The following is a 20,079-nucleotide window of genomic DNA, read 5'->3' as shown; positions in this document are numbered from 1 at the left end:
GCCGGGATTACGGGTCGACCGATGCCACTGTGCCGCTGATCGGCCTTCCCACCTGCATGCTGACCTGGAGGTGCCGGTTCTGATCCGGCGGGCTCTGGCCGGGATCAAAGGTCGAGGACCATGAGACGAAGACGCGGCCCACCAAGAGCACGCCCTCGACCGGTTCCTCATCCAGGTGCACGACCGCTCTGACGAGCGGTGCCGACGCCAAGGCCGTCGCTCCGTCATGGCGGATGACGGTCAGACCCATGGCGAGCGGACTATGAGGCGCGTTCATGCGGCCGGTCACGTCGCGTGCGGTGATGAGGTCACGGCGAACGTGATCGCTATCGGCCCCTTCGAGGATTCCGAACCGTAGACATGCGGCCAGGTAGGAATGCTTGAGCAGAGCGAGCCGGTATCGGTTCTCATCAGGAAGCAGCCCGGCCAACTCGATCTCGCCGCTTCGAAGCATCTCGTCGATCGCCGGATCGATGTTCCCGCTCAGCAGGAACGCGAACTCGCCTTCGGGCGTCCACATGAGCGGGATGCGTGGGGTTCTTCTCGCGCTTTGGACGCCGGGCCCGGTGAAGCGCGGAAGCGTGATCATGTTGTCGTACCAGTCGATGAGGTCCGCCTCCACGTGACTGCCCAGCCTGTGGTTGCACGCAGCACACGTGAAGGTCAGCTTCTCCCCACCCATGGCCGCCGGCGGGACGTGTTCTTCCTCGGTTGCCGGATCTCCGCAGATGGGGCAGTGGTCGAAGACACGGCGGGAAATCGTATCGAGCAGGGTGATCCTCGCCGAAACCGATGGCCTCTGCGGCGTGGTCGACAGGTGCAGGACGCGTCCGTCGGACAGGTCCACCGACATCGCGTCCGATGCTCGGCTGCTCACGATCTGGGATCGTACCTGGGCGAGAGCAACGAGCGCATGGGCGTTTTGCGGTGCGCGCTTCCTGGCGCCGGCTTCATCGCGCCGGCTGCAGGCGGGCAGTTGCCGCACGGCGGCCCCCCTGCCAGGGTGCCGGGCGGAACCCTGGCCGGGGCGTGGCAGCCCCGCTTCACGCTTGGCCGGTAGGTTGCCCCGGGGCCGATGTCAGCTGCTAGCCGTCAGGCCGCTGGTGTGTGGGCTGCCGGGGCGCTGAGCGGTTTGCTGGGTGAAGTGCGCGGCCAGCGCCGTCATCTTGCCCAGGTAGCGGGCGGCCATCTGCAGGTGGGTGTAGGCGGTGTCCCTGTCCTCATCGACCGCGCGGCCGCGCGGGTGACCCTGAGCAGGTCAGCCACCGCATCCATGGTCAAGATGTCGCCCAGGTCGTCGGGCAGTGTGGGCGCAGCGGTTCCAGGCGGGCGCGCGGCGCCTGGAAGCGGGCGTTCTGGGAGCTCTTGGGATTGTCCAGCTCCTTGCGTAGCTTCTCTGCCGGGGTATCCAGCGCGGCGACCATCGCCTCGGCCACGACCAGGAAGACCTGCTCGGCGGCCACCCCGAGCATCACCGAGCTGGCCAGATGGCAGCCGGCGTTGAACGCCTGCAGCGATTCCTCCAGGTACTGGTAGGAGATGGGGTGCAGGTCCGGCGCCTGGCGGCGCATCCGGCGCAGATAACCTTCAGGATCGCACGGCTCCCACGGGCCGCCGCTGACGACCTTCAGGCCGCGCTCGGACTACTTCCACCGCCAGTTGTCCGCCGACGGCTGCTGATCGTGATCGATGTAGACCAACCCATCGGCGAGGAGCCCGTAGAGGGCCTCCCACACCTGGTGGGGCCGGCAGCCGGTGGCGGCCCGAATCGTCTTGGGCAGATAGGAGTCATGGAACCGGGGATCGGTGCCCCGCGTCGCTAACAGCTGAAGAACCTGGCTGCGGATCTGCATCCCGTCAGGGTAACCATCCGGACGCCCCTCGTACCGACCCGAAAAAGGGGCGATGGCCGCCTGGCGACGGCCCATCCTGCCGAACAACGGTGGACTGTTCAGCCGGGCAGCAACTCGCCGAGCAACTTCTCGACGCGGGCTCGGATGTCGTCACGGATGGCCCTGACAGCGTCGATGCCCTGCCCGGCCGGATCGTCGAGCGTCCAGTCCTCATACCGTTTGCCCGGGAAGACGGGGCAGGCGTCGCCGCACCCCATGGTGATCACGGCGTCGGATGCCTCGACCGCGTCGATGGTGAGCACTTTGGGCTGCTCGCCGGTGATGTCGATGCCCACTTCGCGCATGGCCTCGACCGCGACCGGGTTGACCTGATCGGCGGGCGCCGATCCGGCGGAGCGGACCTCGATGCGGCCTGCGGCCAGGTGGGTGAGCCAGCCTGCGGCCATTTGGGAGCGGCCGGCGTTGTGTACGCAGACGAACAGGACGGACGGCTTGCCGGTGACGGTCTCGGGGGCGTTCTCAGGCACGGGCGGGCTCCTCGGCGGTGGGGTGGAACAGGCGGCGGCCGGCCAGGCTGACGTAGACCAGGGCGACCAGGACAGGGACCTCGATGAGCGGGCCGACCACACCGGCCAGGGCCTGGCCGGAGGTGACGCCGAAGACGCCGACCGCCACCGCGATGGCCAGCTCGAAGTTGTTGCCGGCGGCGGTGAAGGCCAGCGTGGTGGAGCGCTCGTAGCCCAGGCCGATCAGCTTGCCGGCCAGGAACGAGCCGCCCCACATGAGAGCGAAGTAGGCCAGCAGCGGCAGCGCGATGCGGGCCACGTCGCCGGGCCGGGAGGTGATGGTGCCGCCTTGCAGGGCGAACAGGATGACGATGGTGAACAGCAGCCCGTACAGCGCCAGCGGCCCGACCTTGGGCAGGAACCGGGTCTCGTACCAGGTGCGGCCGCGGGCTCGTTCGCCGATCTTGCGCGAGGCGTAGCCGGCGACCAGCGGGATGCCGAGGAAGATGAGCACGTACTGGGCGATGTCCCAGGCTGAAACCTGCAGCGCGGCCTGCGGCAGGCCGAGCCAGCCGGGCAGCACCTGCAGGTAGAACCAGCCCAGCGCGCCGAACGCGACCACCTGGAAGACCGAGTTGAGCGCCACCAGCACGGCGGCGGCCTCGCGGTCGCCGCAGGCCAGGTCGTTCCAGATGAGCACCATGGCGATGCACCGGGCCAGCCCGACGATGATCAGCCCGGTGCGGTACTCGGGCAGATCCGGCAGGAAGATCCAGGCCAGGGCGAACATGACGGCCGGGCCGAGGATCCAGTTCAGCACCAGGGATGAGACGAGCAGGCGGCGGTCGCCGGTGACGGTGCCGAGCCGGTCGTAGCGGACCTTGGCCAGCACCGGGTACATCATCAGCAGCAGGCCGAGCGCGATCGGCAGTGAGATCTCGCCGATCTTCACCGCCTCCAGTGCGGTATTCAGCCCGGGTACGAGCCGTCCGAGCAGCAGCCCTGCGGCCATGGCCGCGATGATCCACACCGGCAGGAACCGGTCGAGGGTGGACAGGCCGGCGACAACGCCCTGCGCCGGCCCGGCAGCCGACGGCGCCGGCGAAGAGGAAGAGGACATGATGCTTGCTCCTCAGACGGTGGCGGGCACGTCGAGCAGGGCCGACAGCTCGCCCAGCGTCTCGGGCACCAGCCGGTAGTACACCCAGGAGGCGCGCCGCTCGGAGGTCAGCAGCCCAACCTCCTTGAGCACCTTCAGGTGGTGGCTGATGGTCGGCTGGGACAGCTCGAAGGCGCCGGTGATGTCGCACACGCACACCTCGCCGCCGGCCCGGCTGGCCACGATCGACACGATGCGCAGCCGTACCGGGTCGCCCAGCGCCTTGAACACCCGCGCCACCCCGGCCGCCTGCTCGGCGTCCAGCGGCTCGCGGGCCAGCGGCGGGCTGCACTCCAAGATCTCCAGCAGTTCCATCCGCCGCCCTCCCGTATAGACCTTCATCGAAATAGGTGCATGTCTATATTGTCATCAGCCGATGTGTGCTCCGCACGCGGGGGAGGGCAGGCCTCAGGAGATGGGAATCTCCAGGTCGGCCAGCAGGACGCGGACCCGGCGCTCGATGTCGTCGCGGATCGGGTGGATCTGCTCTGGCGTCTTGCCGTCCGGATCGTCCAGGTCCCAGTCCAGGTAGCGCTTGCCCGGGGAGACCGGGCAGGCATCCCCGCAGCCCATGGTGACCACCACGTCGGCGGCCTGGACGATCTCGCTCGTCCACGGCTTGAGGAACTCGCCGGTGATGTCGATGCCGCGCTCGCGCATGACCTCCACGACGGCGGGGTTGATCAGCTCGCCGGGTTCGGTGCCGCCGGACCAGCCAAGGGGGCGCCCTGCCGGCCAGGTGAGTGAAGAAGCCGAGCGCCATCTGGGAGCGGCCGGCGTTGTGCACGCACAGGAACAGCACGATCGGCACGCCGGCATCGTCCTTGCCCTCGACGCGGGCCAGCGCGCGCAGCCGCTGGCGGGCGAACCGCTCGGCCAGCAGCGGCAGGTAGTTGGCGATGATGGTACGACCGGCGAACTGGTCGTAGCTGGTGTGCAGGAACCGCTCGATGGTCTCGGTGCCGAAGATGCCGGCGAACTCGGTGGCGAGCGCGCGGGCTGCGGTGAGCAGGGCATGCTGCTGATCGACACTCAGATCAGCGTGGCGGTAGGTGCTGTCCATGAAGGGCTCCGGCGGCGTCGCTCATATCGACTGCTGTCGATATCGACAGCAGTCGATATCATGCAGGTGAACGCCGGTCGAACAGCGACTCTTGCGGGTCTCAGGCTCCGGTCACAGCACTGCGGCGTTCGATCAGGATCACGTCACGCCAGACGCCGTGGTGGCGGCCGATGCGCTCGCGGGTGCCCACCACCCGGAAACCGAGCGCCTGATGCAGGGACAGGCTCGCGGCGTTCTCGACGAACTGTCTCGCTCTGGATCCCGGCTGTTCGGCCCGCCGTGTCCTCAACGATCTCGCCGTCGACCCCGCCCAGATCAAGAAACACCTGGAGGAGTGGATCGCCCCCGTCCGGCGCCGCAGCCGGCGCCGCCGCGGCAAGACCGTCGATGGCCGGGCCTGCTCCTTCTGCGGCTGCACCACCCCCGGCCCCCTCGTGACCGGCCCCGGCGTCACCATCTGCGGCGGCTGCATCCACACCGGCCTGGAAATCCTCAACGCCCAGAACCGCGGCCAGCACACCGGCTGACGTTCTCATGCAGATGACGCGAACAGATCCCGGCGCATGCGCGGGAAGGCCGGAGCAGGCCTCGTAGGTCAGGTCGCCAAGGCGGCAGGGAGCATTCGCCCGACGGCCAGGATCCGCAGCAGGCTGGCCGGGACGGCGATCGCCACTGGCCACACCGGCCCCGGGGAGAGGGCAAGGACGCTGATCACCATCGAGAGGTCGAGCAGGATCAGCCCGAGCGCGGCGCCGGTCACGGCCCCGCGCGTCTGGCGGTAGGCGTGCGTGGCCAGGGCCGAGGCGGCGAGCACGCCCACCGCCGTCAGGAGCGCCAGACCGTAAAGGATCTTGACCGGCGCGGGCAGCGGCCAGGCCCACGCCTGCCCCGAGACCAGCGCCGTCGCCCAGATGGCGGCCATGACCGGGCCGGTGGCCAGCAACGTCAGGGCCATGCGCCGCCACGGTGAGGCGCGCACGAACGCGGCCGTGACCGCCTCGGCGTCGCCGAACTCGGCGATGGCCGCCCGGGCGGCGGCGCCGGGATCGCCGTGACGGCGCAGGTGATGCTCATACGACTCGTGCAGCCCGTCGGCCAGCTCCTCCACCGCTCGGGCGGGCAGGCGCTCGGCCAGGATGTTGAGCTGGGCGGAGATCAGCTCGTGGCCGGCCATGGCCGCGTCCCCAGTGCCGCCGTGATCGCGGTGGCGAACTCCTGCCAGCCGGTGCGCTCCCGGCTGAGCGCGGTACGGCCGGCCGCGGTGAGCTCGTAGCTGCGGCGGCGCCGGCCGCCGACGACCGACCAGTTGCCGGCGATGAGCCCGGCACGCTCCAGCCGGTGCAGCGCCGGATAGACGGTGCCGGTGGGCAGGTCGATGCGGCCTTCGGTGGCCTCGCGCAGCGCCTCCTTGACCGCGTAGCCGTGCCGGGGACCGTCTTCCAGCGCGGCCAGGAGCAGTCCGTCGAGGTGGCCTTTGAGCGCTTCGGCTCTCATAGGTAGTAACGCTATATCGAGCCTTCCCGTACGGCAACGGCCGGAGTAGCGTCCCTATAGGTAGCAATGCAACCTATAGGAGGCGTCGTGGACGTCCTCGGCATCCCGATCCCGGACGCCGGACCGGTCTTCCTGGTCGCGCTCGCCGTCCATGTCGTGGCCGGTCTGACCTGCGTGAGCTGCGGAGCCGTGGCGATGCTCGCCCGAAAGGGCGGTGCCAGGCACCGGCGTTACGGCCGGGCCTACCTCTGCGGGCTGGGGGTCGTGTTCTGCACGATGAGCGTGATGTCGGCGATCCGATGGCGGGACAACGCCCACCTGTTCGTCCTGGGCGTGCTGGCCGTCGCAGCCGGAGGCGCCGGATACCTGGATCGGCGCACGCGTACTTGCGACCGGCTGCACATCACCGCCATGGGGCTGTCGTACGTGGTGCTGCTGACGGCCTTCTACGTCGACAACGGCCCGCATCTACCGCTCTGGAAGCACCTGCCGGCCTGGACCTCCTGGGTGCTTCCCGCGCTGGCCGGGATCCCGCTCATCGCTCGCGCGATCAGGAAGAGGGAGCGCACACCGTGATCATCAAGCTGGCGGATGCGGCCGGGCTCGGCCGGGAACGCCTCGGCGGCAAGGCCGCCGCACTGGCCGTGCTGCTCGCCGAGGGTTTCCCCGTGCCGGACGGGTTCGTCGTCCCCGCCGATGCCGCCCCGTCCGCTGAGGAGGTGCGCCGCGCGGAGCAGGCCCTGGGCACCGGGCCGTTCGCCGTGCGTTCCTCGGCCGTCGCCGAGGACTTGCCGGACGCCTCCTACGCCGGACTGTACGAGACCTACCTGAACGTGCCCGCAGGTCAGGTCGCCGACGCCGTGACCCGCTGCCGCGCCGCCGCCCATACCCAGCGGGTGCTCGCCTACCACGCCCCCGGCCGTGGCGAGGGTGTAGGAGTGCTGGTGCAACCCATGATCGCCGCGCAGGCCGCCGGCGTGGCCTTCACCGCCAACCCGCTCAGCGGCGACCGCGACGAGGTGGTGATCACGGCCGTACATGGGCTGGGCGAGTCGCTGGTTGCCGGAACAGCGGTGGGCGAGGAATGGATCGTCCGCCGTGGCCGACTGCACCGCAGGGGGCGCCACGCGCGATCCGTGCTGGACGAACGCAAGGCGCGGGCCATCGCCCGCCTGGCACTGCGCGTCCAGGAGCGGTTCGGGACGCCCCAGGACATCGAATGGGCGATCGAGGCCTCACAACGACACGGGCGGGTGCACCTGCTGCAGGCGCGTGCCATGACCGCGCTGCCTGAGCCGGTGTCCTGGACGGCGCCAGAACCTGGGCTGTGGCTGCGCAACTTCCGGCTCGGCGAATGGCTGCCCGATCCGGTCACACCACTGTTCGCCGACTGGCTGCTTCGCCGCATGCACGAGGGCTTCCGCGCGGGCATGCATGACACGGCGGGCGCCGCGGTGAGCTTCCCGTACGCGATCGTCAACGGCTGGTACTACACCCACCCCACCCCCGCGCTCAGCGAACTACCGGGCGCGCTCATCCGCTCACGCGGCCGTCTGCTGCCGTTCATGCGCAACGCCCTGCTGCGCCCCGGCCGCAACCCCGCCGCCGCCCACCAAGCCCTCCTCGGCCGATTGCACCAACAGTGGCGGGAGCGGGAGTTACCCGCCTACCGCGAACTGATCGCCCAGCCAGCCGCCGACGAGCTGATCGACGCCATCGGCCACATGGCCGGCCGTCACCTGTGGTACCTGGCCGTGGTCGGCGGAGCAGCCTGGAAGATGGAAGCCCACCTGACCCGCTTCCTGCACCGCCACCACCTCACCGACATCGGCGCCCCACCGCTGCTGACCGGCCTGACAGACATCGACCACACCCCTGCGGCCCACGCGGTGCACAGCATCGACTGGTACCACCCCACCGCGGGCGAACTCCCCACCACACCCCCGGACCACGGACCCACACCGGCCAACGAGACGGCGCAGCGGCGCAGGGAGGCCGAACGCGCCTGCCGTGAACGGCTTCCCGGCTCGGCACTCGCCAACTTCACCGCCATCCTCCAGACCGCCCGGCAGTACGCGGCCATCCGCGAGCGGCAAGCACGCACCCTCACCCTGGGCTGGCCACTCCTTCGAGCCTGCGTCCTGCGCATCGGCCGCCACCTAGCCGACTCCGGCGCCATCGACGCACCCGACGACGTCTTCTTCCTCACCCGGGCCGAGCTGGACCAGCCACCGCCCGGACGCGCCCAGCAGCGCCGCACGACCTGGGAACAGCAGCGCAAGCCGGCCGCACCGCTGTCCATCGGCACGCCCCCGCCCCTGATCGGCCGCCACCTCCAGCGCACCCTCGGCCTGACCCATCACGACGCGCTGACCGGCCAAGCGGCCAGCCCCGGCCGAGCCGGCGGACCGGTACGCATCGTGCGCGACCTCAGCGACGCCCACCGCGTACAGCCCGGAGACGTCCTCGTGGCCAAAACCACCGCGCCAGCCTGGACACCGCTGTTCGCGCGGATCGCCGCCGTGGTCACCGACGGCGGCACGCTCGCCGCGCACGCCTCGCTCATCGCCCGCGAGTACGGCATCCCCGCCGTCGTCGCCACCGGCGACGCCACGCTACGCCTGCACGACGGCCAGCACGTCATCGTCGACGGCACCCGCGGAGCCGTGGAAACACCTACCTGAACCGGCCACCCCCGCCGACCACCGAGCTGCGACGCTCCACCAGCAGCACGTCCCGCCAGACCCCGTGATGGCAACCGATGCGCTCACGCGTCCCCACCACGCGAAAGCCAACCGCCTGATGCAGAGCCAGACTGGCGGCATTCTCACCGAAAATGCCGGACTGGATCGTCCACACCCCGGCGTCCTCACTCGCGGCGATGAACGCCTCCAACAGCGCCCGGCCGACACCCTGCGCCTGGCACCCCGGGTGCACGTAGATACTGTGCTCGACCACACCCGCGTAGACCGGCCTGTCCGACACCCGCGAGGCGGCCACCCAGCCGAGCACCTCGCCGGAGTCGCCATCGGTTGCCACGTACCGCAGCTGCGGCAACCGGCTCGCGGTGAACCCCTCCCAACTGGGCGCGGTGGTCTCGAAGCTGGCCTGGCCGGTGTCCAGCCCGGCCTGATAGATGGCCAGCACCTCGGCGGCGTCGCTTTCGTGCATCGGCCGGATCTCCAGACCGGGCCCGATGGCGGGCTTGACGGCCTGGACGATGGCCGAGTGCACCCCGTCGCCGTGATCGGCGCTCAACGTGATGGCGATCTCGACGAACCCGACCGCGGCCAGCAGGTCCCGGTACTCCTGCACGGTGAGCGATCCGGCCGCGCAGCCGATGCGCTGCTCGGCCCGCTCCCGCGCCTGCTCGTCCAGGACGTGCGCGGCGACGACGTCGCTGACGCCGAACCGGCCGCCGGGTCGCAATACCCTGAACGCCTCGGCCAGCACGGCCGCCTTGTCGCCGGACAGGTTGATCACACAGTTGGAGATGACCACGTCGACCGACCGGTCCGGCAGAGGTACCCGCTCGATCGTGCCGTGCAGGAACTCCACGTTGGCCGCGCCGGCCTGCTCGGCGTTGCGCCGGGCCAGGTCGAGCATGTCCGGGCTGGCGTCCACCCCGTAGACCCGGCCCTCGGGGCCGACACGGCGCGCCGACAGCAGCACGTCGATGCCGCCGCCCGAGCCGAGGTCGAGCACCGTCTCCCCGGCACGCAGCTCGGCGACGGCCACCGGGTTACCGCAGCCCAGGCTGGCCCGCACCGTCCCCTCGGGCAGCACGGCCAGGTCGTCGTAGCCGGCCGCGCCGAAACCGCCCCGCTCGAAGGCTTCCTGCCCGCAGCCGGCAACGCCCGGGTGGTGTGCGGCGACGTGTCCACCCGCAACGCCACCGTCTACCTCATCGACACCGTCCTCATGCCCCGGAAATGACCCCGGACCAGGGAGTGGCTCAGGGCGTCACCACCGGGGTGGTCTGGGCCAGCGCGATCCGCCACGCGCCCTCGTCCTTGACCAGCACGAACGTCAGCGCCCCCGTCCGGCCGTCACTGACGTGCTTGTTCAGGTGGGCCAGCGCCACGTCGGGCCGCAGGAAGGTGACGCCGAGCAGCTCGTTCGTGGTCAGCACGTCCTTCAGCGGGGTGCGCAGCGCCTGGGCCATGACCTTCTCGACCTGCTCGCGGCCACGCAGCCGGATGCCGGTGAAGTTGACCAGGGCCACCTCCTCGGTCAGCAGCCCGGTGAAACCGGCCACGTCGCTCTGCAGCTCCTCCGCGTCGCGGACGACCTGCTCGATCGCTTCGATCTCGGCATTCATGTCGCATCTCCTCAACTAGCGGAGCGATTCACTCCGGAGCCCCGAGACTACGCCGGAGCGAATCGCTCCGCAACTGGTAGAGTCCGGGGCGATGACCACACGCAGAGACATCGCAGAGCGCAACGACCGCACGTTGCTGCAGGCCGCCCGCGACGTGCTCGCCGAGGACGGCGCGCACGCGTCCGTCGCCGCCATCGCGGCCCGCGCGGGCGTCGGCATCGGCAGCCTCTACCGCCGCTACAAGACCAAGGAGGAGCTGTTCCAGCGGCTCAGCCTGCTCTCCCTCGACCACTGGAACGACGCCGCCGAACAAGCCCTGGCCGACCCCGATCCCTGGGCGGGGCTGGCGGCGTTCGTGCGCGGCTGCGTGGAGTTCGGGCAGGGCTCGCTGGCGCCCGTCGCGGGCACCATCGAGGTCACCGAGGAGATGAGCGCCAAGTCCCGCCGCGGCGACGAGCTGCTCGATGAGCTGGTACGGCGGGCGCACGCGGCCGGCGAGCTGCGCCCGGACGTGAGCGCGATCGACATCTCGCTGCTCATCGAGCAGCTCGGCCGTTCGCCGGTGGTCGATCAGCTCCGCAAGCAGGGCAGGGACGACCTGCTGCCCGCCGCCACCGAGGCCCGGCGGCGGCTGATCGCGATCGCGCTCGACGGGCTGCGGCCGGGGCGCGACCCGCTGCCCGGCTCGCCGCCGGGCGAGGAGCTGTTCACCGGCCGATGGCAAGGCGCATGAGACTCGGTCCCGTCACTCCTGCTACAGTGATGAGACCAAGTCTTGTCACTTGAGGAGTGGTCCCTGATGAGTCGAGCTGTGATCTATGAGACGTTCGGCGGCCCCGAAGCGCTGGAGCTGCGGGAAGTGCCGGAGCCGCACGCCGGGCCGGGCGAGGTGCGCGTGCGCGTGACGGCCGCCGGGCTGAACCCGATGGACTGGGCCATCGCCGCCCGTCCGGAGCTGGCCGCGCGCTTCGGCATCGCCGTGCCGTCCGGCTTCGGGTCCGACCTCGCCGGCGTGATCGACGAGGCCGGCGACGGCGTCGAGGGCTTCGCCGCGGGCGACCGCGTCCACGGCACCGCGCTGGGCAAGGCGGTCGCCGACCACGTGGTGATCCGGCCGCCCGCCGACGCGCTGTGGCGCACGCCGGAGGGCGTCGGCGACGAGGTGGCCGCCACGCTCGGGGTGGCGGGCCTCACCGCTGCCGCCGCCCTGGCCGCGATCGGCCCGCGGGCGGGCGACACCGTCCTGATCGGAGGAGCCGCGGGCGGCGTGGGCGTGTTCGCCGTGCAGCTCGCCAGGCTCGCCGGCGCCACCGTGATCGGCACCGCCTCGCCGGGCACGTTCGGCTTCCTGCGGCGGCTCGGCGCCGAGCCGGTGGCCTACGGCGCCGGGCTGGCGGAGCGGGTGCGGGCGCTGGCGCCCGGCGGGGTCACCGCCGCGACGGACCTGTTCGGCACGGAGACGGCCGAGGCCGCGCTGACACTCGGCGTGGCGCCTGGCCGGATCTCCACGGTCGCCGCGGGCCCCAACCCGCCCGGCGGCGTCCAGGCGACCGGCGCGTACAGCGCGGCGGCGGACGCCATGGAGCGGATCACCGCCGCGATCGCCGGTGGCGGGCTCACCGTTCCCATCGCCGCGACCTTCCCGGTGGAGAAGATCCGCGACGCCGTGACGCTGCAGGCCGGACGCCACGTCCACGGCAAGGTCGTGGTCACGTTCTGAGCGTCCTGCGGCCTGGCCGGATTCATCGGGTCCCGTCGTGAGCAGGTACTCCACGGGCGTTCCCGCCCGATGACGACGAGGGGAGCCGTTCGTGGTGAAACCCGTGTACTCGGCCGGCGTCGTGCACGTGCCCGCACCGCCGGAGCAGGTGTTCGCGCTGATGACCGACTGGTCACGGCATCAGGAGTGGATGTTCATGACCACCGCGCGGCGGGTGGGCGAGAGCGGGCTGGAGGCGTACACGGGCAAGTGGCCGTTCGGGTTCCTGGACACGATGACCATCACCCACTGGGAGCCGCCGTCGCTGGTGCGCGTCACGCACACCGGCCGGGTGGTGCGCGGGCGCGGCGCCTTTCGGGTACGGGCTGAGCGGGGTGGCAGCCGGGTGTTGTGGGCGGAGGAGCTGGAGCTGCCGTTCGGGGTCGTGGGACGGGCGGTGTGGCCGCTGGTCCGGCCCTTCGCCGACGCCTTCGCCCGGCACAGCCTGCACAGACTGGGCCGCCTCCTGCCACCCGCCTGACCGGGCTTCTGCCGCTCGCGGCCGGCGGGAACCTGCGCGGGCCGGCCGGTGTAGGCAGGGCATGGCTTCCTACACCAGACGCCGTGCCCTCGCCCTCGGCGGCGCCCTGACCGGCGCCGCCCTCCTGCCAGGCTGCTCCAGCACCCCTCCCACCGCCTCCCGCCCGGCCGCGGACGCCACGAGCCCGCCCCCGCCCCGCCCAGGACGGCTGTTCGCCGACACCACCGCCGGGCTGGCCGTGGCCGACCTGGCCACCGGCACCGTCCGCGCCACCTACCCCGGCGCGGTCGCCGACGCGAGCTGGACCCGCCTCTACCAGCTCGCCGACGGCCACCTGCGCACCTACGACCCCGCCACCGGCCGCCTCCTCCACGAGGTCACCGCGGCAGGTGAGCAGATCAAGGCCGCCTCGACCGGTCAGATCGTCCTCGGCCCGCCCCCGGGAGCGCGTACCCGCACCACCCTCACCCTCACCGGTGAGGGCCGTCCCCGCACCCTGCGGCTCGACGGCAACATCGAACCCGAGGCCTTCTCCTCGGACGGCGCCGTCATGTACGTCCTGGACCGCCTGCCCCCAGCGGCCCCCGACCGCTACCGCGTGCGCGCCTTCGACCTGACCCGCGAGCGCATGGGCCCCCTGCAGACGCGCGACAAGCGGCAGGTCCCGGCCGGGCAGGAGGAGGAGATGCGCGGCCAGGGCCGCCAGGCCGTCCTCGACCCCGCCCAGAACGTCCTCTACACGCTCTACACCCATCAGGACACTCACCTGCACACCCGCGACCTGGCGGCGGGCCAGGACCTCAGCCCCGGGGTGCACGCCTTCGTCCACGTCCTGCACCTCGACCAGCGCTGGGCGTACTGCCTGGATCTGCCCGCCCCGTTCGGGCTCGGGCCCGCCCCGGGGCACACGCTGGCGCTGGGGGAGGCGGTGCTGTACGTGTTCGACGCCGCCAGCGGGCGGGTGGTGCGGGCCTCGGCGCAGGTCCTGACGATCGGCCGCTCCGCCCTGCTGGGCCGTTCCGCCAGCGGTGCTGCTGAGGGCTCGGCCGCGCAGGAGGCGTTCTCGGTGGCGGGTGGCGGGCGGTTGTACCTGGCGGAGGGCCGGCGGGTGCTGGTCGCCGACGGTGCCACGCTCGTCCCGCAGGCCACCTGGGAGTTGCCGGGGGCGGCGCGCGGGCTGGCGTACCTGGAGGGGGAGGTGCTGGCGGGCGCGGGCGAGCAGGTTCTGCGCCTGGACGGGGCCACCGGCGCCCGCCTGGGCGCCTTTACCCTGCCCGGCCTGCGCGCCCTGCGCCACGCCGAACGCGCCACCGGTTGACCACCCCCGGCCACCGGCCGTCCACCGCGCCCCGTCACGACCACCCCCGCGACCAGCCGTCCGACCTCACTCGGCCACGAACGCCCCCGCCGGCACGGACGAGCCTGCCGCACCGCCGCTCCCGCCAACCGCACCGCACCGCACCGCACCGCACCGACGGGAGCTCGTGCAGGGGACGCTCGCCGAACCGGCACGGGGGGCAGGCGCAGGCGGGCGGCCCGTCGAACCGGCGTCGGGCCGGACGGGTGGCGGTGGGCCGTATCAGCGGGCGGAGGCCAGATCGCGCCCGCTGTGATGCCGGGCGACCGCAGCCGCGAACGCCGCCACCACCGGATGCGGCCGCCGCCCATCCCCGGCCAGCTCCGGCTGGAACAAGGTGGCCACGAAGAACGGATGCCCCGGCAGCTCCGCCACCCGAGCCGTCCCGTCATCGGCATGCCCCGAGAACACCATCCCGCCCTCTGCCAGCGTCTCCTTGTACGCCTCGTTCAGCCCGTAGGAGCAGATGTAGGACTCCATCGTCGAGGACGCCCCCACGATCTGCTCGATCCGCGTGCCGGGCACCAGCCGCACCCGTCCTTCGTGCCCGGCCAGCGAGCACGCCAGCGGCGTCATCAGGAGCTCCTCCGCGCCGGGCTCGTTCTCGGCGTGCGCGACCCGCAGCCCGCACACGTTGCGCCCGAACTCCAGCAGCATGTGCTGGAACCCCGCGCACGTCCCCAGGAACGGGATCCGCTGCTCCCGCGCCACCCGCACGGCTTCCACCGCGCCCGCCTCGTCGCGGTACGGGCTTCCGGGCACCAGCCAGATCCCGTCGAAGGCGTCCACCCCGCTGACGTCGTCGGTGGGCATCCAGTACGGGTCGAGCGCGATCCCGTCACGCTCGCGCAGCGTCTCGATCAGCAGCGGGATCCGGGTGTGGGAGCGGACTTCGGGGGAGCGGTCCCCCACCAGAGCGATTCTCATGGCACCATCGTGACCGGCGCACCGCGTTAAGCGCCAACGATGATTACTGCACCGACGATAAGCGATGCTGATGGACCCTCACCTGCTGACCACGTTCGTGACCGTCGCCCGGCACGGCTCGTTCTCCGCCGCCGCAGCCGAGCTCGGCTACACCCAGTCGGCGATCTCGCAGCAGATCGCCGCCCTGGAGGCCGATCTGGGGCTGCCGCTGCTGAGCCGCCGCCCGGTCGAGCCCACCCCTGCCGGGCGGCGGCTGCTGGAGCACGCCGAGCCGCTGCTGCTGCGCCTGCGGGCCGCCCGCGCCGACGTGCTGCGCACCGCCGCGCAGCCCCGCCACCTGCTGCGCCTGGCCGCGACGCCGCTGGCCGTCAATGCGGTGGTGTCCGCCCGGCTGGCCGAGGCGCGCGCCCGTCAGCCCCGTCTCGAGGTACGGCTGCGCACCTGCCGGGCCGAGGACCTGGCCGCCGTGGTCGCCGAGGGGCGGGCCGACCTGGGGCTGGCCGACGGCCTCGCGGCGCCGAGCGATCCGCTGCGGCTGCCGGAGTCCGGGCCGATGACGACGACGGGGGTGTCGGAGGAGGATCTGGTGGTGGTGCTGCCGGGCGGGCATCCGCTGGCGGGGCGGGCGTCGCTGCGGCTGGCCGACCTGATCGACGCCCGCTGGCTGCAGAGCCCGCTGTGCCCGCTGGCCCGGCTGCGTGACCTGGTGGGCGACGGGTTCCCGGCCGGGCTGGAGTACGAGGGGGACGACGTGCACACGGTGCTCGCCCTGGCGGCGGCCGGTCACGGCCTGACCCTGCTGCCCGCCTCGGCCGTGCCCGCCGGCGGCGGGCAGGTGTGCGTGGTGCCGGTGTCCGCGCCCCGGCTGGTGCACCGGGTGGAGCTGCTGCACGCGGCCCTTCCGGCGGGCGCGCCGTCCGACGTCGCCGCCGTCCTGACCGGCTGAGCACCTCAGAAGGGCGCGCTGGTCATCGTGTACCACGTCGGCACACACCCCAGCAGGACGATCACCGCGAGCACCACCGACGACCAGAGCACACGCGAGGTGGTGAGGTGCGCGGGCGCGATGGGCCGCAGCCTCCACCGCCCGGCCGTGACGAACGCCGCAATACCGCCCAGCAGGACGTTCGCCGGCACCAGCTCGAACTCGCCCCGCACGACGTGGAACCCGGCCGCGAGGACCATCGTCAGCGTCAGGCCGGCGCCGGCCAGCGGCGTCAGCCACGGCCTGACCTTCGCCATCGCCGGCAGGATCAGGCCGATGCCGCCCAGCACCTCGCACACCCCGATGAAGACGATCAGCGGCTGGGGTGTCGCCGCGTACCAGGCCACGGCCCGGGGCGCCGCCGCGTACAGCGCGTCGTCGTACAGCAGCACCTTGCCGAAGCCGCTGCCCGCGAAGAAGAAGCCGAGCAGCGCCTGCGACGTCCAGAACACGCCGTTGAGCGTGATCCTCGTCCCGCGCCTGCGCGCACTGACCTCGACACCGATGTTCATGTTCTCTCCTTGACTCGTTGAGTGGGCGGTCCGTGCGTTCACCGGTCTTGGATCAGCCCGAGGACGTTGCCGTCGGGGTCGGTGACGGTGGCCACCAGACGGCCGCCGCCGACGTCGTGCAGAGGCTCCTTGACGGTGGCGCCGGCGGCGGTCAGCTCGGCCAGCCTCGCCTCGAGGTCCGGGACGTGCCAGTACGCGACCGGCGAGGTCATGCCCTGCGGCCCGCCGCCCGGCACCAGCCCGATGTGCTGGCCGCCGGCCTCGAAACCGACGTAGTAGGGCGAGTCGTTCCGCGGCGCGACCCCGAGCAGCGCCGCGTACACCGCCTTGGCCTTCTCCGGGTCGGACACGGGGTGCAGCACGGTCTTGACGCCGTGGATGGAAGAGCCGGTCATGGCCGCTCCTTGTCGTAGTTCGCTGTGGTCACAGCTTCGCTTCCGGACCGCTTCGGCCACATCCGTGGTGACCACGGATCGCGGCCACGGACTCCCTACGGAACGGATACGGCAAACTGGGGCGATGGGGACAGCAGAGGAGATCTCGCCGCGGGAGGCCGGGGTTCTGGAACTGGTCGGCGCGCATCTCAGCAACGCCGAGATCGCGGCCCGGTTGTTCATCTCGGTGCGGACGGTGGAGAGTCACGTCTCCTCGCTGCTGCGCAAGCTGGAGGTGCCGGATCGGCGGGCGCTGGCCCGGCTCGCTCCCGCCGTCCCGTCCGGCGCGGGCGCGTCCCGGCCGGTGCTGCCTGCCCCGCTGACGTCGTTCGTCGGACGGGTGAGCGAACGGGCCGAGCTGGCCGGGACGATCACGGCGCATCGGCAGGTGACGGCGATCGGGCCTGGCGGGGTGGGCAAGACGCGGCTGGCCCTGGCGGTGGCCGCGCAGGTGGCGGGCGAGTTCGGCGACGGGGTGTGGTTCGTCGATCTGGTGCCGGTCACCGACCCGGGCATGGTCGCCTCCGCCGTCGCGGGGGCGCTGGGGCTGGGTGAGCAGCCGGGCCGGGACCTGACCGCGTCGGTGCTGGCCGCGCTGGCCGACCGTCAGGTGCTGCTGGTGCTGGACAACTGCGAGCACGTGGTGGACGGGGTGGCGGTGCTGCTGGAGCGGCTGCTGGCGGCCTGCCCTCGCGTGACGGTGCTGGCGACCAGCCGGGCCCGGCTGATGGTGCCGTTCGAGCGGGTGTATGCGGTTCCGCCGCTGTCGCTGGACGCCGGCGGCGGGTCGGACGCGGTTGCGTTGTTCATGGAGCGGGCGGCGGCGGTGGGCCGGCCGCTGGATCGGCATCCGCGCGGGCAGGTCGCCGCGATCTGTGAGCGGCTGGACGGGATGGCGCTGGCGATCGAGCTGGCCGCCGCCCGCTACCCCGCGCTCGGGCTGGACGGCATCACCGCCGCCCTGTCGCACCCGTTGCGGATGCTCACCGGGGGCTCGCGTGCCGATGAGCGGCATCGTTCGGTGCGGGCGGCGCTGGATTGGAGTCATGCCCTGCTGGAGCCGGCCGATCGGGAGCTGCTGCGGTGGGTGTCGGTGTTCGTGGCGCCGTTCACCGCCGCGGCGGCTGCGGAGGTGACGGGGCAGGACGAGGGGCTGGTCGCCGATGTGCTGGCCCGGCTGGCCGAGCAGAGCCTGCTGGTGGTGACGGCCGCTCCCGGCGGCACGGAGTACCGGGCGCTGGAGACCATCCGCCAGTACGGGACAGAACGGCTCGACGAGGCCGGCGAACTGGCCGACGCCCGATCCCGGCACCTGCGCTGGTGCCTGACCAAGGCCACCGCCCTGGCCGCGCCGCGACCGGGCTGGCGTGCTTGGTCCGAGCCTGTGCCGGATCGGCCCGCTTGGTCCGAGCGCGTGCCGGATGGGCATGCTCGATTCGACATTGCGCCGGACTGGCGTGCGCGGTTCGACCTGGTGGCGGATGATCTGCGTGCGGCCCTGGGGTGGGCGGCCGGGCGGCCGGAGCTGCGTACGGACGCCTGCGAGCTGGCCCGGCACCTGGCGGAGCTGACCTTCACCCGCCACCTGGTCGGCGAGTCGCAGCGGCACTACGAGCAGGCCGCCGAGCTCGCGGCCGACCCGGTCGCCGCCGCGTCGCTGCTCCGGCAGGCTTCGGCCGTGGCGGGGTGCCGGACGGCCGGTGATGACATGTACCGCCTGCGCCGCGCCGCCGCGGACGCCGCCCGCCGGTCCGGCGACCTCGCCGGCGCCGCCGCCGACCTGGCGAGCGCCGCCACCATCGCGTTCCGGTTCTCCTCCACGTTCGTACGCCTGCCGTCGGCCGAGGAGGCCCTCGCACTGATCACCGAGGCACGGGAGGCGGCCGGTGACGACCCGGCCGCACGGGCCGACGGCGATCCGGCCGCACGAGCTGGTACTACTCCGGCGGCGCTCGCCAGTGATGATCAGGCCGCACGGGCCGGTGGTCATAGTCCGGCCACGCGGACTGGTGGCCCTCCGGCGGCGCGGACTGGTGACGGTCCGATCATGCGGGCCGGCGAGGGCGCGGCCGTGCGGGCTGGTGGCGATCCGGTCGTGCGGGCCGGTGATGGCCGGGCCGCGCGGGCCGCGGTTGCCCTGGCCGAGGCGGCGGTGCTGGCGGACGCGTTCGGCGCCGTGCAGGGGCCGCCAGGCAACGCCGTCCCCGAGACCCTGGCCTATGCCGGGCGGGCGGTCGAGTTGGCGCGCCCGACCGGCGACCCGCTGGCCGAGTCGGCCGCGCTCGACGCGCTCGCCTCCGCCCAGAGCTGGGCCGGGGAGACGTTCGCCGCCGCGGACACGGCCCGGCGGCGGATCACGCTCCTGTCGCCCCTGCCGGTCACGCCCGCCATCACCCAGGAGCTGATCGACGCCCTCGGCATGATCACCGAGGCGGAACTGGGCGCCGGGAACCTGCCGGACGCCCGCCGCTGGGCCCGCCGGCTCACCGAGCACCCGTCGCTGGCGGAGGTCGGCCACCGCGCCCCGCTGATGGTCGGCGCGCTGGCGGGCGACGCCGATGAGGTGCTGGCCGGCAGCGTCCGGCTGCTCGGCGCGTGGCGGGTGGCGGGCAGCCCCGCCCGCTCGCACCTCGGCCCGGCGGTGGCGGGGCTGGCGATGATCCACGGCCTGCGCGACGACCATGACGCCCAGCGGGAATGGCAGCACGTCCTGGGGCAGCTCGGCACCCCGCCGGCGTACTTCCACGGCTACGGCGCGGTCTTCGACGCGATGCTGCTGCTGCACCGCGGGCAGGCGGCGCAGGCCGTGCGGCGGATGGGTCTCGAGCCGGAGCAGGCGTGGAAGTGGATCACCTGGATCTGGCACCACTGGTACGTCGCGCTGCGCGCCGAGGCCGCCGTGCTCGCCGGGAGCCCCGACGCCGGCAAGCGGGTGGCGGGGGCGCGGGCCGTCGTGGCGGGCAACCCGGTGTGCGCCGCCATGGTGGAGCGTGCCGGAGCGCTGCTCGGCGGTGACCGGGAGGCGCTGCTGGCCACCGTGGACGCGTTCGAGGCCGCCGGTTGCCGTTATCAGGCCGCGCGGAGCATGGTGCTCGCCGGTGGTGAGGACGCCGGGCGTGGGGCGGCGGCGATCGCCGGCCTCGGCCTCGCCCCGATGGCCGCGCAACGGTAGGCCCGGCACTTACGACGGCCGCGGAGCAGCCGCCGCCGGTCGCCGCGTCTTGAGCC

General features: G+C 72.5%; 23 protein-coding genes and 2 pseudogenes. 8 read left to right on the top strand and 17 right to left on the bottom strand.

Going from position 1 to position 20,079, the window contains the following annotated elements; translation table 11 throughout:
- Window positions 1-7: 7 nt before the first annotated feature.
- From ABD331_RS18525 to ABD331_RS18475, 11 genes and pseudogenes are all read right to left on the bottom strand, one after another.
- Window positions 8-985: an HNH endonuclease gene (locus ABD331_RS18525; RefSeq protein WP_344476262.1), complete on the bottom strand. Its 978-nt coding sequence runs from the start codon at window positions 983-985 to the stop codon at window positions 8-10.
- Window positions 986-1,277: 292 nt separating this feature from the next.
- Window positions 1,278-1,571: a hypothetical protein gene (locus tag ABD331_RS18520; RefSeq protein ID WP_344476261.1), complete on the bottom strand. Its 294-nt coding sequence runs from the start codon at window positions 1,569-1,571 to the stop codon at window positions 1,278-1,280.
- Window positions 1,572-1,643: 72 nt separating this feature from the next.
- The gene (locus tag ABD331_RS18515; protein ID WP_344476259.1) at window positions 1,644-1,853 is read right to left on the bottom strand and encodes a hypothetical protein; all 210 of its coding nucleotides are present in this window, start codon (window positions 1,851-1,853) and stop codon (window positions 1,644-1,646) included.
- Window positions 1,854-1,951: 98 nt separating this feature from the next.
- The gene (locus ABD331_RS18510) at window positions 1,952-2,380 is read right to left on the bottom strand and encodes an arsenate reductase ArsC (protein ID WP_344476257.1); all 429 of its coding nucleotides are present in this window, start codon (window positions 2,378-2,380) and stop codon (window positions 1,952-1,954) included.
- Window positions 2,373-3,479 (bottom strand): ACR3 family arsenite efflux transporter, encoded by a 1,107-nt coding sequence (gene arsB, locus ABD331_RS18505; protein ID WP_344476255.1) that lies wholly within the window; start codon window positions 3,477-3,479, stop codon window positions 2,373-2,375. Before arsB ends, ABD331_RS18510 begins: the two co-directional genes overlap by 8 nt.
- A 12-nt stretch (window positions 3,480-3,491) precedes the next feature.
- Entirely contained in the window at window positions 3,492-3,833 is a 342-nt protein-coding gene (locus ABD331_RS18500; RefSeq protein ID WP_091093096.1) for an ArsR/SmtB family transcription factor, read from the bottom strand.
- A gap of 93 nt (window positions 3,834-3,926) precedes the next feature.
- Window positions 3,927-4,178: an arsenate reductase/protein-tyrosine-phosphatase family protein gene (locus tag ABD331_RS18495; RefSeq protein WP_344476507.1), complete on the bottom strand. Its 252-nt coding sequence runs from the start codon at window positions 4,176-4,178 to the stop codon at window positions 3,927-3,929.
- A gap of 238 nt (window positions 4,179-4,416) precedes the next feature.
- Window positions 4,417-4,581 (bottom strand): annotated as a pseudogene (locus ABD331_RS18490) (three-helix bundle dimerization domain-containing protein); the annotation flags it as partial.
- 100 nt (window positions 4,582-4,681) lie between these two features.
- Window positions 4,682-4,870: a GNAT family N-acetyltransferase gene (locus tag ABD331_RS18485; protein ID WP_344476252.1), complete on the bottom strand. Its 189-nt coding sequence runs from the start codon at window positions 4,868-4,870 to the stop codon at window positions 4,682-4,684.
- A 306-nt stretch (window positions 4,871-5,176) separates the two neighbouring features.
- Window positions 5,177-5,755 (bottom strand): hypothetical protein, encoded by a 579-nt coding sequence (locus tag ABD331_RS18480; protein ID WP_344476250.1) that lies wholly within the window; start codon window positions 5,753-5,755, stop codon window positions 5,177-5,179.
- The gene (locus ABD331_RS18475) at window positions 5,737-6,075 is read right to left on the bottom strand and encodes a PadR family transcriptional regulator (protein WP_344476248.1); all 339 of its coding nucleotides are present in this window, start codon (window positions 6,073-6,075) and stop codon (window positions 5,737-5,739) included. The genes ABD331_RS18480 and ABD331_RS18475 overlap by 19 nt, the downstream gene beginning before the upstream one ends.
- Before the next feature lie 87 nt (window positions 6,076-6,162).
- Here ABD331_RS18475 and ABD331_RS18470 point away from each other — a divergent pair, with 87 nt between their 5' ends.
- Both ABD331_RS18470 and ABD331_RS18465 read left to right on the top strand, forming a co-directional pair.
- Window positions 6,163-6,651: a DUF2306 domain-containing protein gene (locus tag ABD331_RS18470; protein WP_344476246.1), complete on the top strand. Its 489-nt coding sequence runs from the start codon at window positions 6,163-6,165 to the stop codon at window positions 6,649-6,651.
- On the top strand, window positions 6,648-8,759 hold the full coding sequence (locus tag ABD331_RS18465; RefSeq protein ID WP_344476245.1) for a PEP/pyruvate-binding domain-containing protein: 2,112 nt from the start codon (window positions 6,648-6,650) through the stop codon (window positions 8,757-8,759). The genes ABD331_RS18470 and ABD331_RS18465 overlap by 4 nt, the downstream gene beginning before the upstream one ends.
- Here the strand turns inward: ABD331_RS18465 and ABD331_RS60940 are convergent.
- From ABD331_RS60940 to ABD331_RS18455, 3 genes and pseudogenes are all read right to left on the bottom strand, one after another.
- Window positions 8,752-9,309, bottom strand: a complete 558-nt coding sequence (locus tag ABD331_RS60940; protein ID WP_425566009.1) for a GNAT family N-acetyltransferase — start codon at window positions 9,307-9,309, stop codon at window positions 8,752-8,754. The two genes, ABD331_RS18465 and ABD331_RS60940, sit on opposite strands and share 8 nt — an antisense overlap.
- Window positions 9,310-9,333: 24 nt before the next feature.
- Window positions 9,334-9,915: pseudogene (arsM, locus tag ABD331_RS60935) on the bottom strand (arsenite methyltransferase); the annotation flags it as partial.
- Window positions 9,916-10,030: 115 nt separating this feature from the next.
- A complete protein-coding gene (locus ABD331_RS18455; RefSeq protein WP_344476243.1) occupies window positions 10,031-10,396 on the bottom strand; it encodes an SgcJ/EcaC family oxidoreductase in 366 nt (121 codons plus the stop codon).
- A 91-nt stretch (window positions 10,397-10,487) separates the two neighbouring features.
- Here ABD331_RS18455 and ABD331_RS18450 point away from each other — a divergent pair, with 91 nt between their 5' ends.
- The 4 genes from ABD331_RS18450 (at window position 10,488) to ABD331_RS18435 (ending at window position 13,954) form a co-directional block, all read left to right on the top strand.
- Window positions 10,488-11,129: a TetR/AcrR family transcriptional regulator gene (locus ABD331_RS18450; protein ID WP_344476241.1), complete on the top strand. Its 642-nt coding sequence runs from the start codon at window positions 10,488-10,490 to the stop codon at window positions 11,127-11,129.
- Window positions 11,130-11,195: 66 nt separating this feature from the next.
- A complete protein-coding gene (locus ABD331_RS18445; RefSeq protein WP_344476239.1) occupies window positions 11,196-12,116 on the top strand; it encodes an NADP-dependent oxidoreductase in 921 nt (306 codons plus the stop codon).
- Window positions 12,117-12,207: 91 nt separating this feature from the next.
- Window positions 12,208-12,636, top strand: a complete 429-nt coding sequence (locus tag ABD331_RS18440) for an SRPBCC family protein (RefSeq protein WP_344476237.1) — start codon at window positions 12,208-12,210, stop codon at window positions 12,634-12,636.
- Between the two features lie 61 nt (window positions 12,637-12,697).
- Entirely contained in the window at window positions 12,698-13,954 is a 1,257-nt protein-coding gene (locus ABD331_RS18435) for a hypothetical protein (protein WP_344476235.1), read from the top strand.
- A gap of 261 nt (window positions 13,955-14,215) precedes the next feature.
- Here the strand turns inward: ABD331_RS18435 and ABD331_RS18430 are convergent, their stop codons facing one another.
- On the bottom strand, window positions 14,216-14,920 hold the full coding sequence (locus ABD331_RS18430) for a CTP synthase C-terminal region-related (seleno)protein (RefSeq protein ID WP_344476233.1): 705 nt from the start codon (window positions 14,918-14,920) through the stop codon (window positions 14,216-14,218).
- 64 nt (window positions 14,921-14,984) lie between these two features.
- On the opposite strand from ABD331_RS18430, the gene ABD331_RS18425 reads away from it, so the two are divergent.
- Window positions 14,985-15,866, top strand: coding sequence for a LysR family transcriptional regulator (locus ABD331_RS18425; RefSeq protein ID WP_344476231.1), 882 nt, complete (start codon window positions 14,985-14,987; stop codon window positions 15,864-15,866).
- Between the two features lie 5 nt (window positions 15,867-15,871).
- Here the strand turns inward: ABD331_RS18425 and ABD331_RS18420 are convergent, their stop codons facing one another.
- Both ABD331_RS18420 and ABD331_RS18415 read right to left on the bottom strand, forming a co-directional pair.
- A complete protein-coding gene (locus tag ABD331_RS18420; RefSeq protein WP_344476229.1) occupies window positions 15,872-16,417 on the bottom strand; it encodes a DoxX family protein in 546 nt (181 codons plus the stop codon).
- A 38-nt stretch (window positions 16,418-16,455) separates the two neighbouring features.
- Window positions 16,456-16,812: a VOC family protein gene (locus ABD331_RS18415; protein WP_344476227.1), complete on the bottom strand. Its 357-nt coding sequence runs from the start codon at window positions 16,810-16,812 to the stop codon at window positions 16,456-16,458.
- A 124-nt stretch (window positions 16,813-16,936) separates the two neighbouring features.
- Here ABD331_RS18415 and ABD331_RS18410 point away from each other — a divergent pair, with 124 nt between their 5' ends.
- On the top strand, window positions 16,937-20,023 hold the full coding sequence (locus tag ABD331_RS18410) for an ATP-binding protein (RefSeq protein WP_344476224.1): 3,087 nt from the start codon (window positions 16,937-16,939) through the stop codon (window positions 20,021-20,023).
- The last annotated feature ends 56 nt before the right edge of the window (window positions 20,024-20,079 follow it).

This window comes from Nonomuraea monospora (assembly GCF_039531895.1).
GTDB classification, from domain to species: Bacteria; Actinomycetota; Actinomycetes; order Streptosporangiales; family Streptosporangiaceae; genus Nonomuraea; species Nonomuraea monospora.
Note: the sequence above shows the minus strand (reverse complement) of the source record. Positions and strands in the feature narration are given on the sequence as shown.

Bases quoted from the DNA above. Each gene is read 5' to 3' on its own strand.
- ABD331_RS18520 (WP_344476261.1), bottom strand. From the start codon at position 1,571: ATGCGCCGCCAGGCGCCGGACCTGCACCCCATCTCCTACCAGTACCTG.
- ABD331_RS18425 (WP_344476231.1), top strand. From the start codon at position 14,985: ATGCTGATGGACCCTCACCTGCTGACCACGTTCGTGACCGTCGCCCGG.
- ABD331_RS18495 (WP_344476507.1), bottom strand. From the start codon at position 4,178: ATGCGCGAGCGCGGCATCGACATCACCGGCGAGTTCCTCAAGCCGTGG.
- ABD331_RS18445 (WP_344476239.1), top strand. From the start codon at position 11,196: ATGAGTCGAGCTGTGATCTATGAGACGTTCGGCGGCCCCGAAGCGCTG.
- ABD331_RS18480 (WP_344476250.1), bottom strand. From the start codon at position 5,755: ATGGCCGGCCACGAGCTGATCTCCGCCCAGCTCAACATCCTGGCCGAG.
- ABD331_RS18515 (WP_344476259.1), bottom strand. From the start codon at position 1,853: ATGCAGATCCGCAGCCAGGTTCTTCAGCTGTTAGCGACGCGGGGCACC.
- ABD331_RS18450 (WP_344476241.1), top strand. From the start codon at position 10,488: ATGACCACACGCAGAGACATCGCAGAGCGCAACGACCGCACGTTGCTG.
- ABD331_RS18455 (WP_344476243.1), bottom strand. From the start codon at position 10,396: ATGAATGCCGAGATCGAAGCGATCGAGCAGGTCGTCCGCGACGCGGAG.
- arsB (WP_344476255.1), bottom strand. From the start codon at position 3,479: ATGTCCTCTTCCTCTTCGCCGGCGCCGTCGGCTGCCGGGCCGGCGCAG.
- ABD331_RS18475 (WP_344476248.1), bottom strand. From the start codon at position 6,075: ATGAGAGCCGAAGCGCTCAAAGGCCACCTCGACGGACTGCTCCTGGCC.
- ABD331_RS18430 (WP_344476233.1), bottom strand. From the start codon at position 14,920: ATGAGAATCGCTCTGGTGGGGGACCGCTCCCCCGAAGTCCGCTCCCAC.
- ABD331_RS18410 (WP_344476224.1), top strand. From the start codon at position 16,937: ATGGGGACAGCAGAGGAGATCTCGCCGCGGGAGGCCGGGGTTCTGGAA.
- ABD331_RS18435 (WP_344476235.1), top strand. From the start codon at position 12,698: ATGGCTTCCTACACCAGACGCCGTGCCCTCGCCCTCGGCGGCGCCCTG.
- ABD331_RS18500 (WP_091093096.1), bottom strand. From the start codon at position 3,833: ATGGAACTGCTGGAGATCTTGGAGTGCAGCCCGCCGCTGGCCCGCGAG.
- ABD331_RS18415 (WP_344476227.1), bottom strand. From the start codon at position 16,812: ATGACCGGCTCTTCCATCCACGGCGTCAAGACCGTGCTGCACCCCGTG.
- ABD331_RS18420 (WP_344476229.1), bottom strand. From the start codon at position 16,417: ATGAACATCGGTGTCGAGGTCAGTGCGCGCAGGCGCGGGACGAGGATC.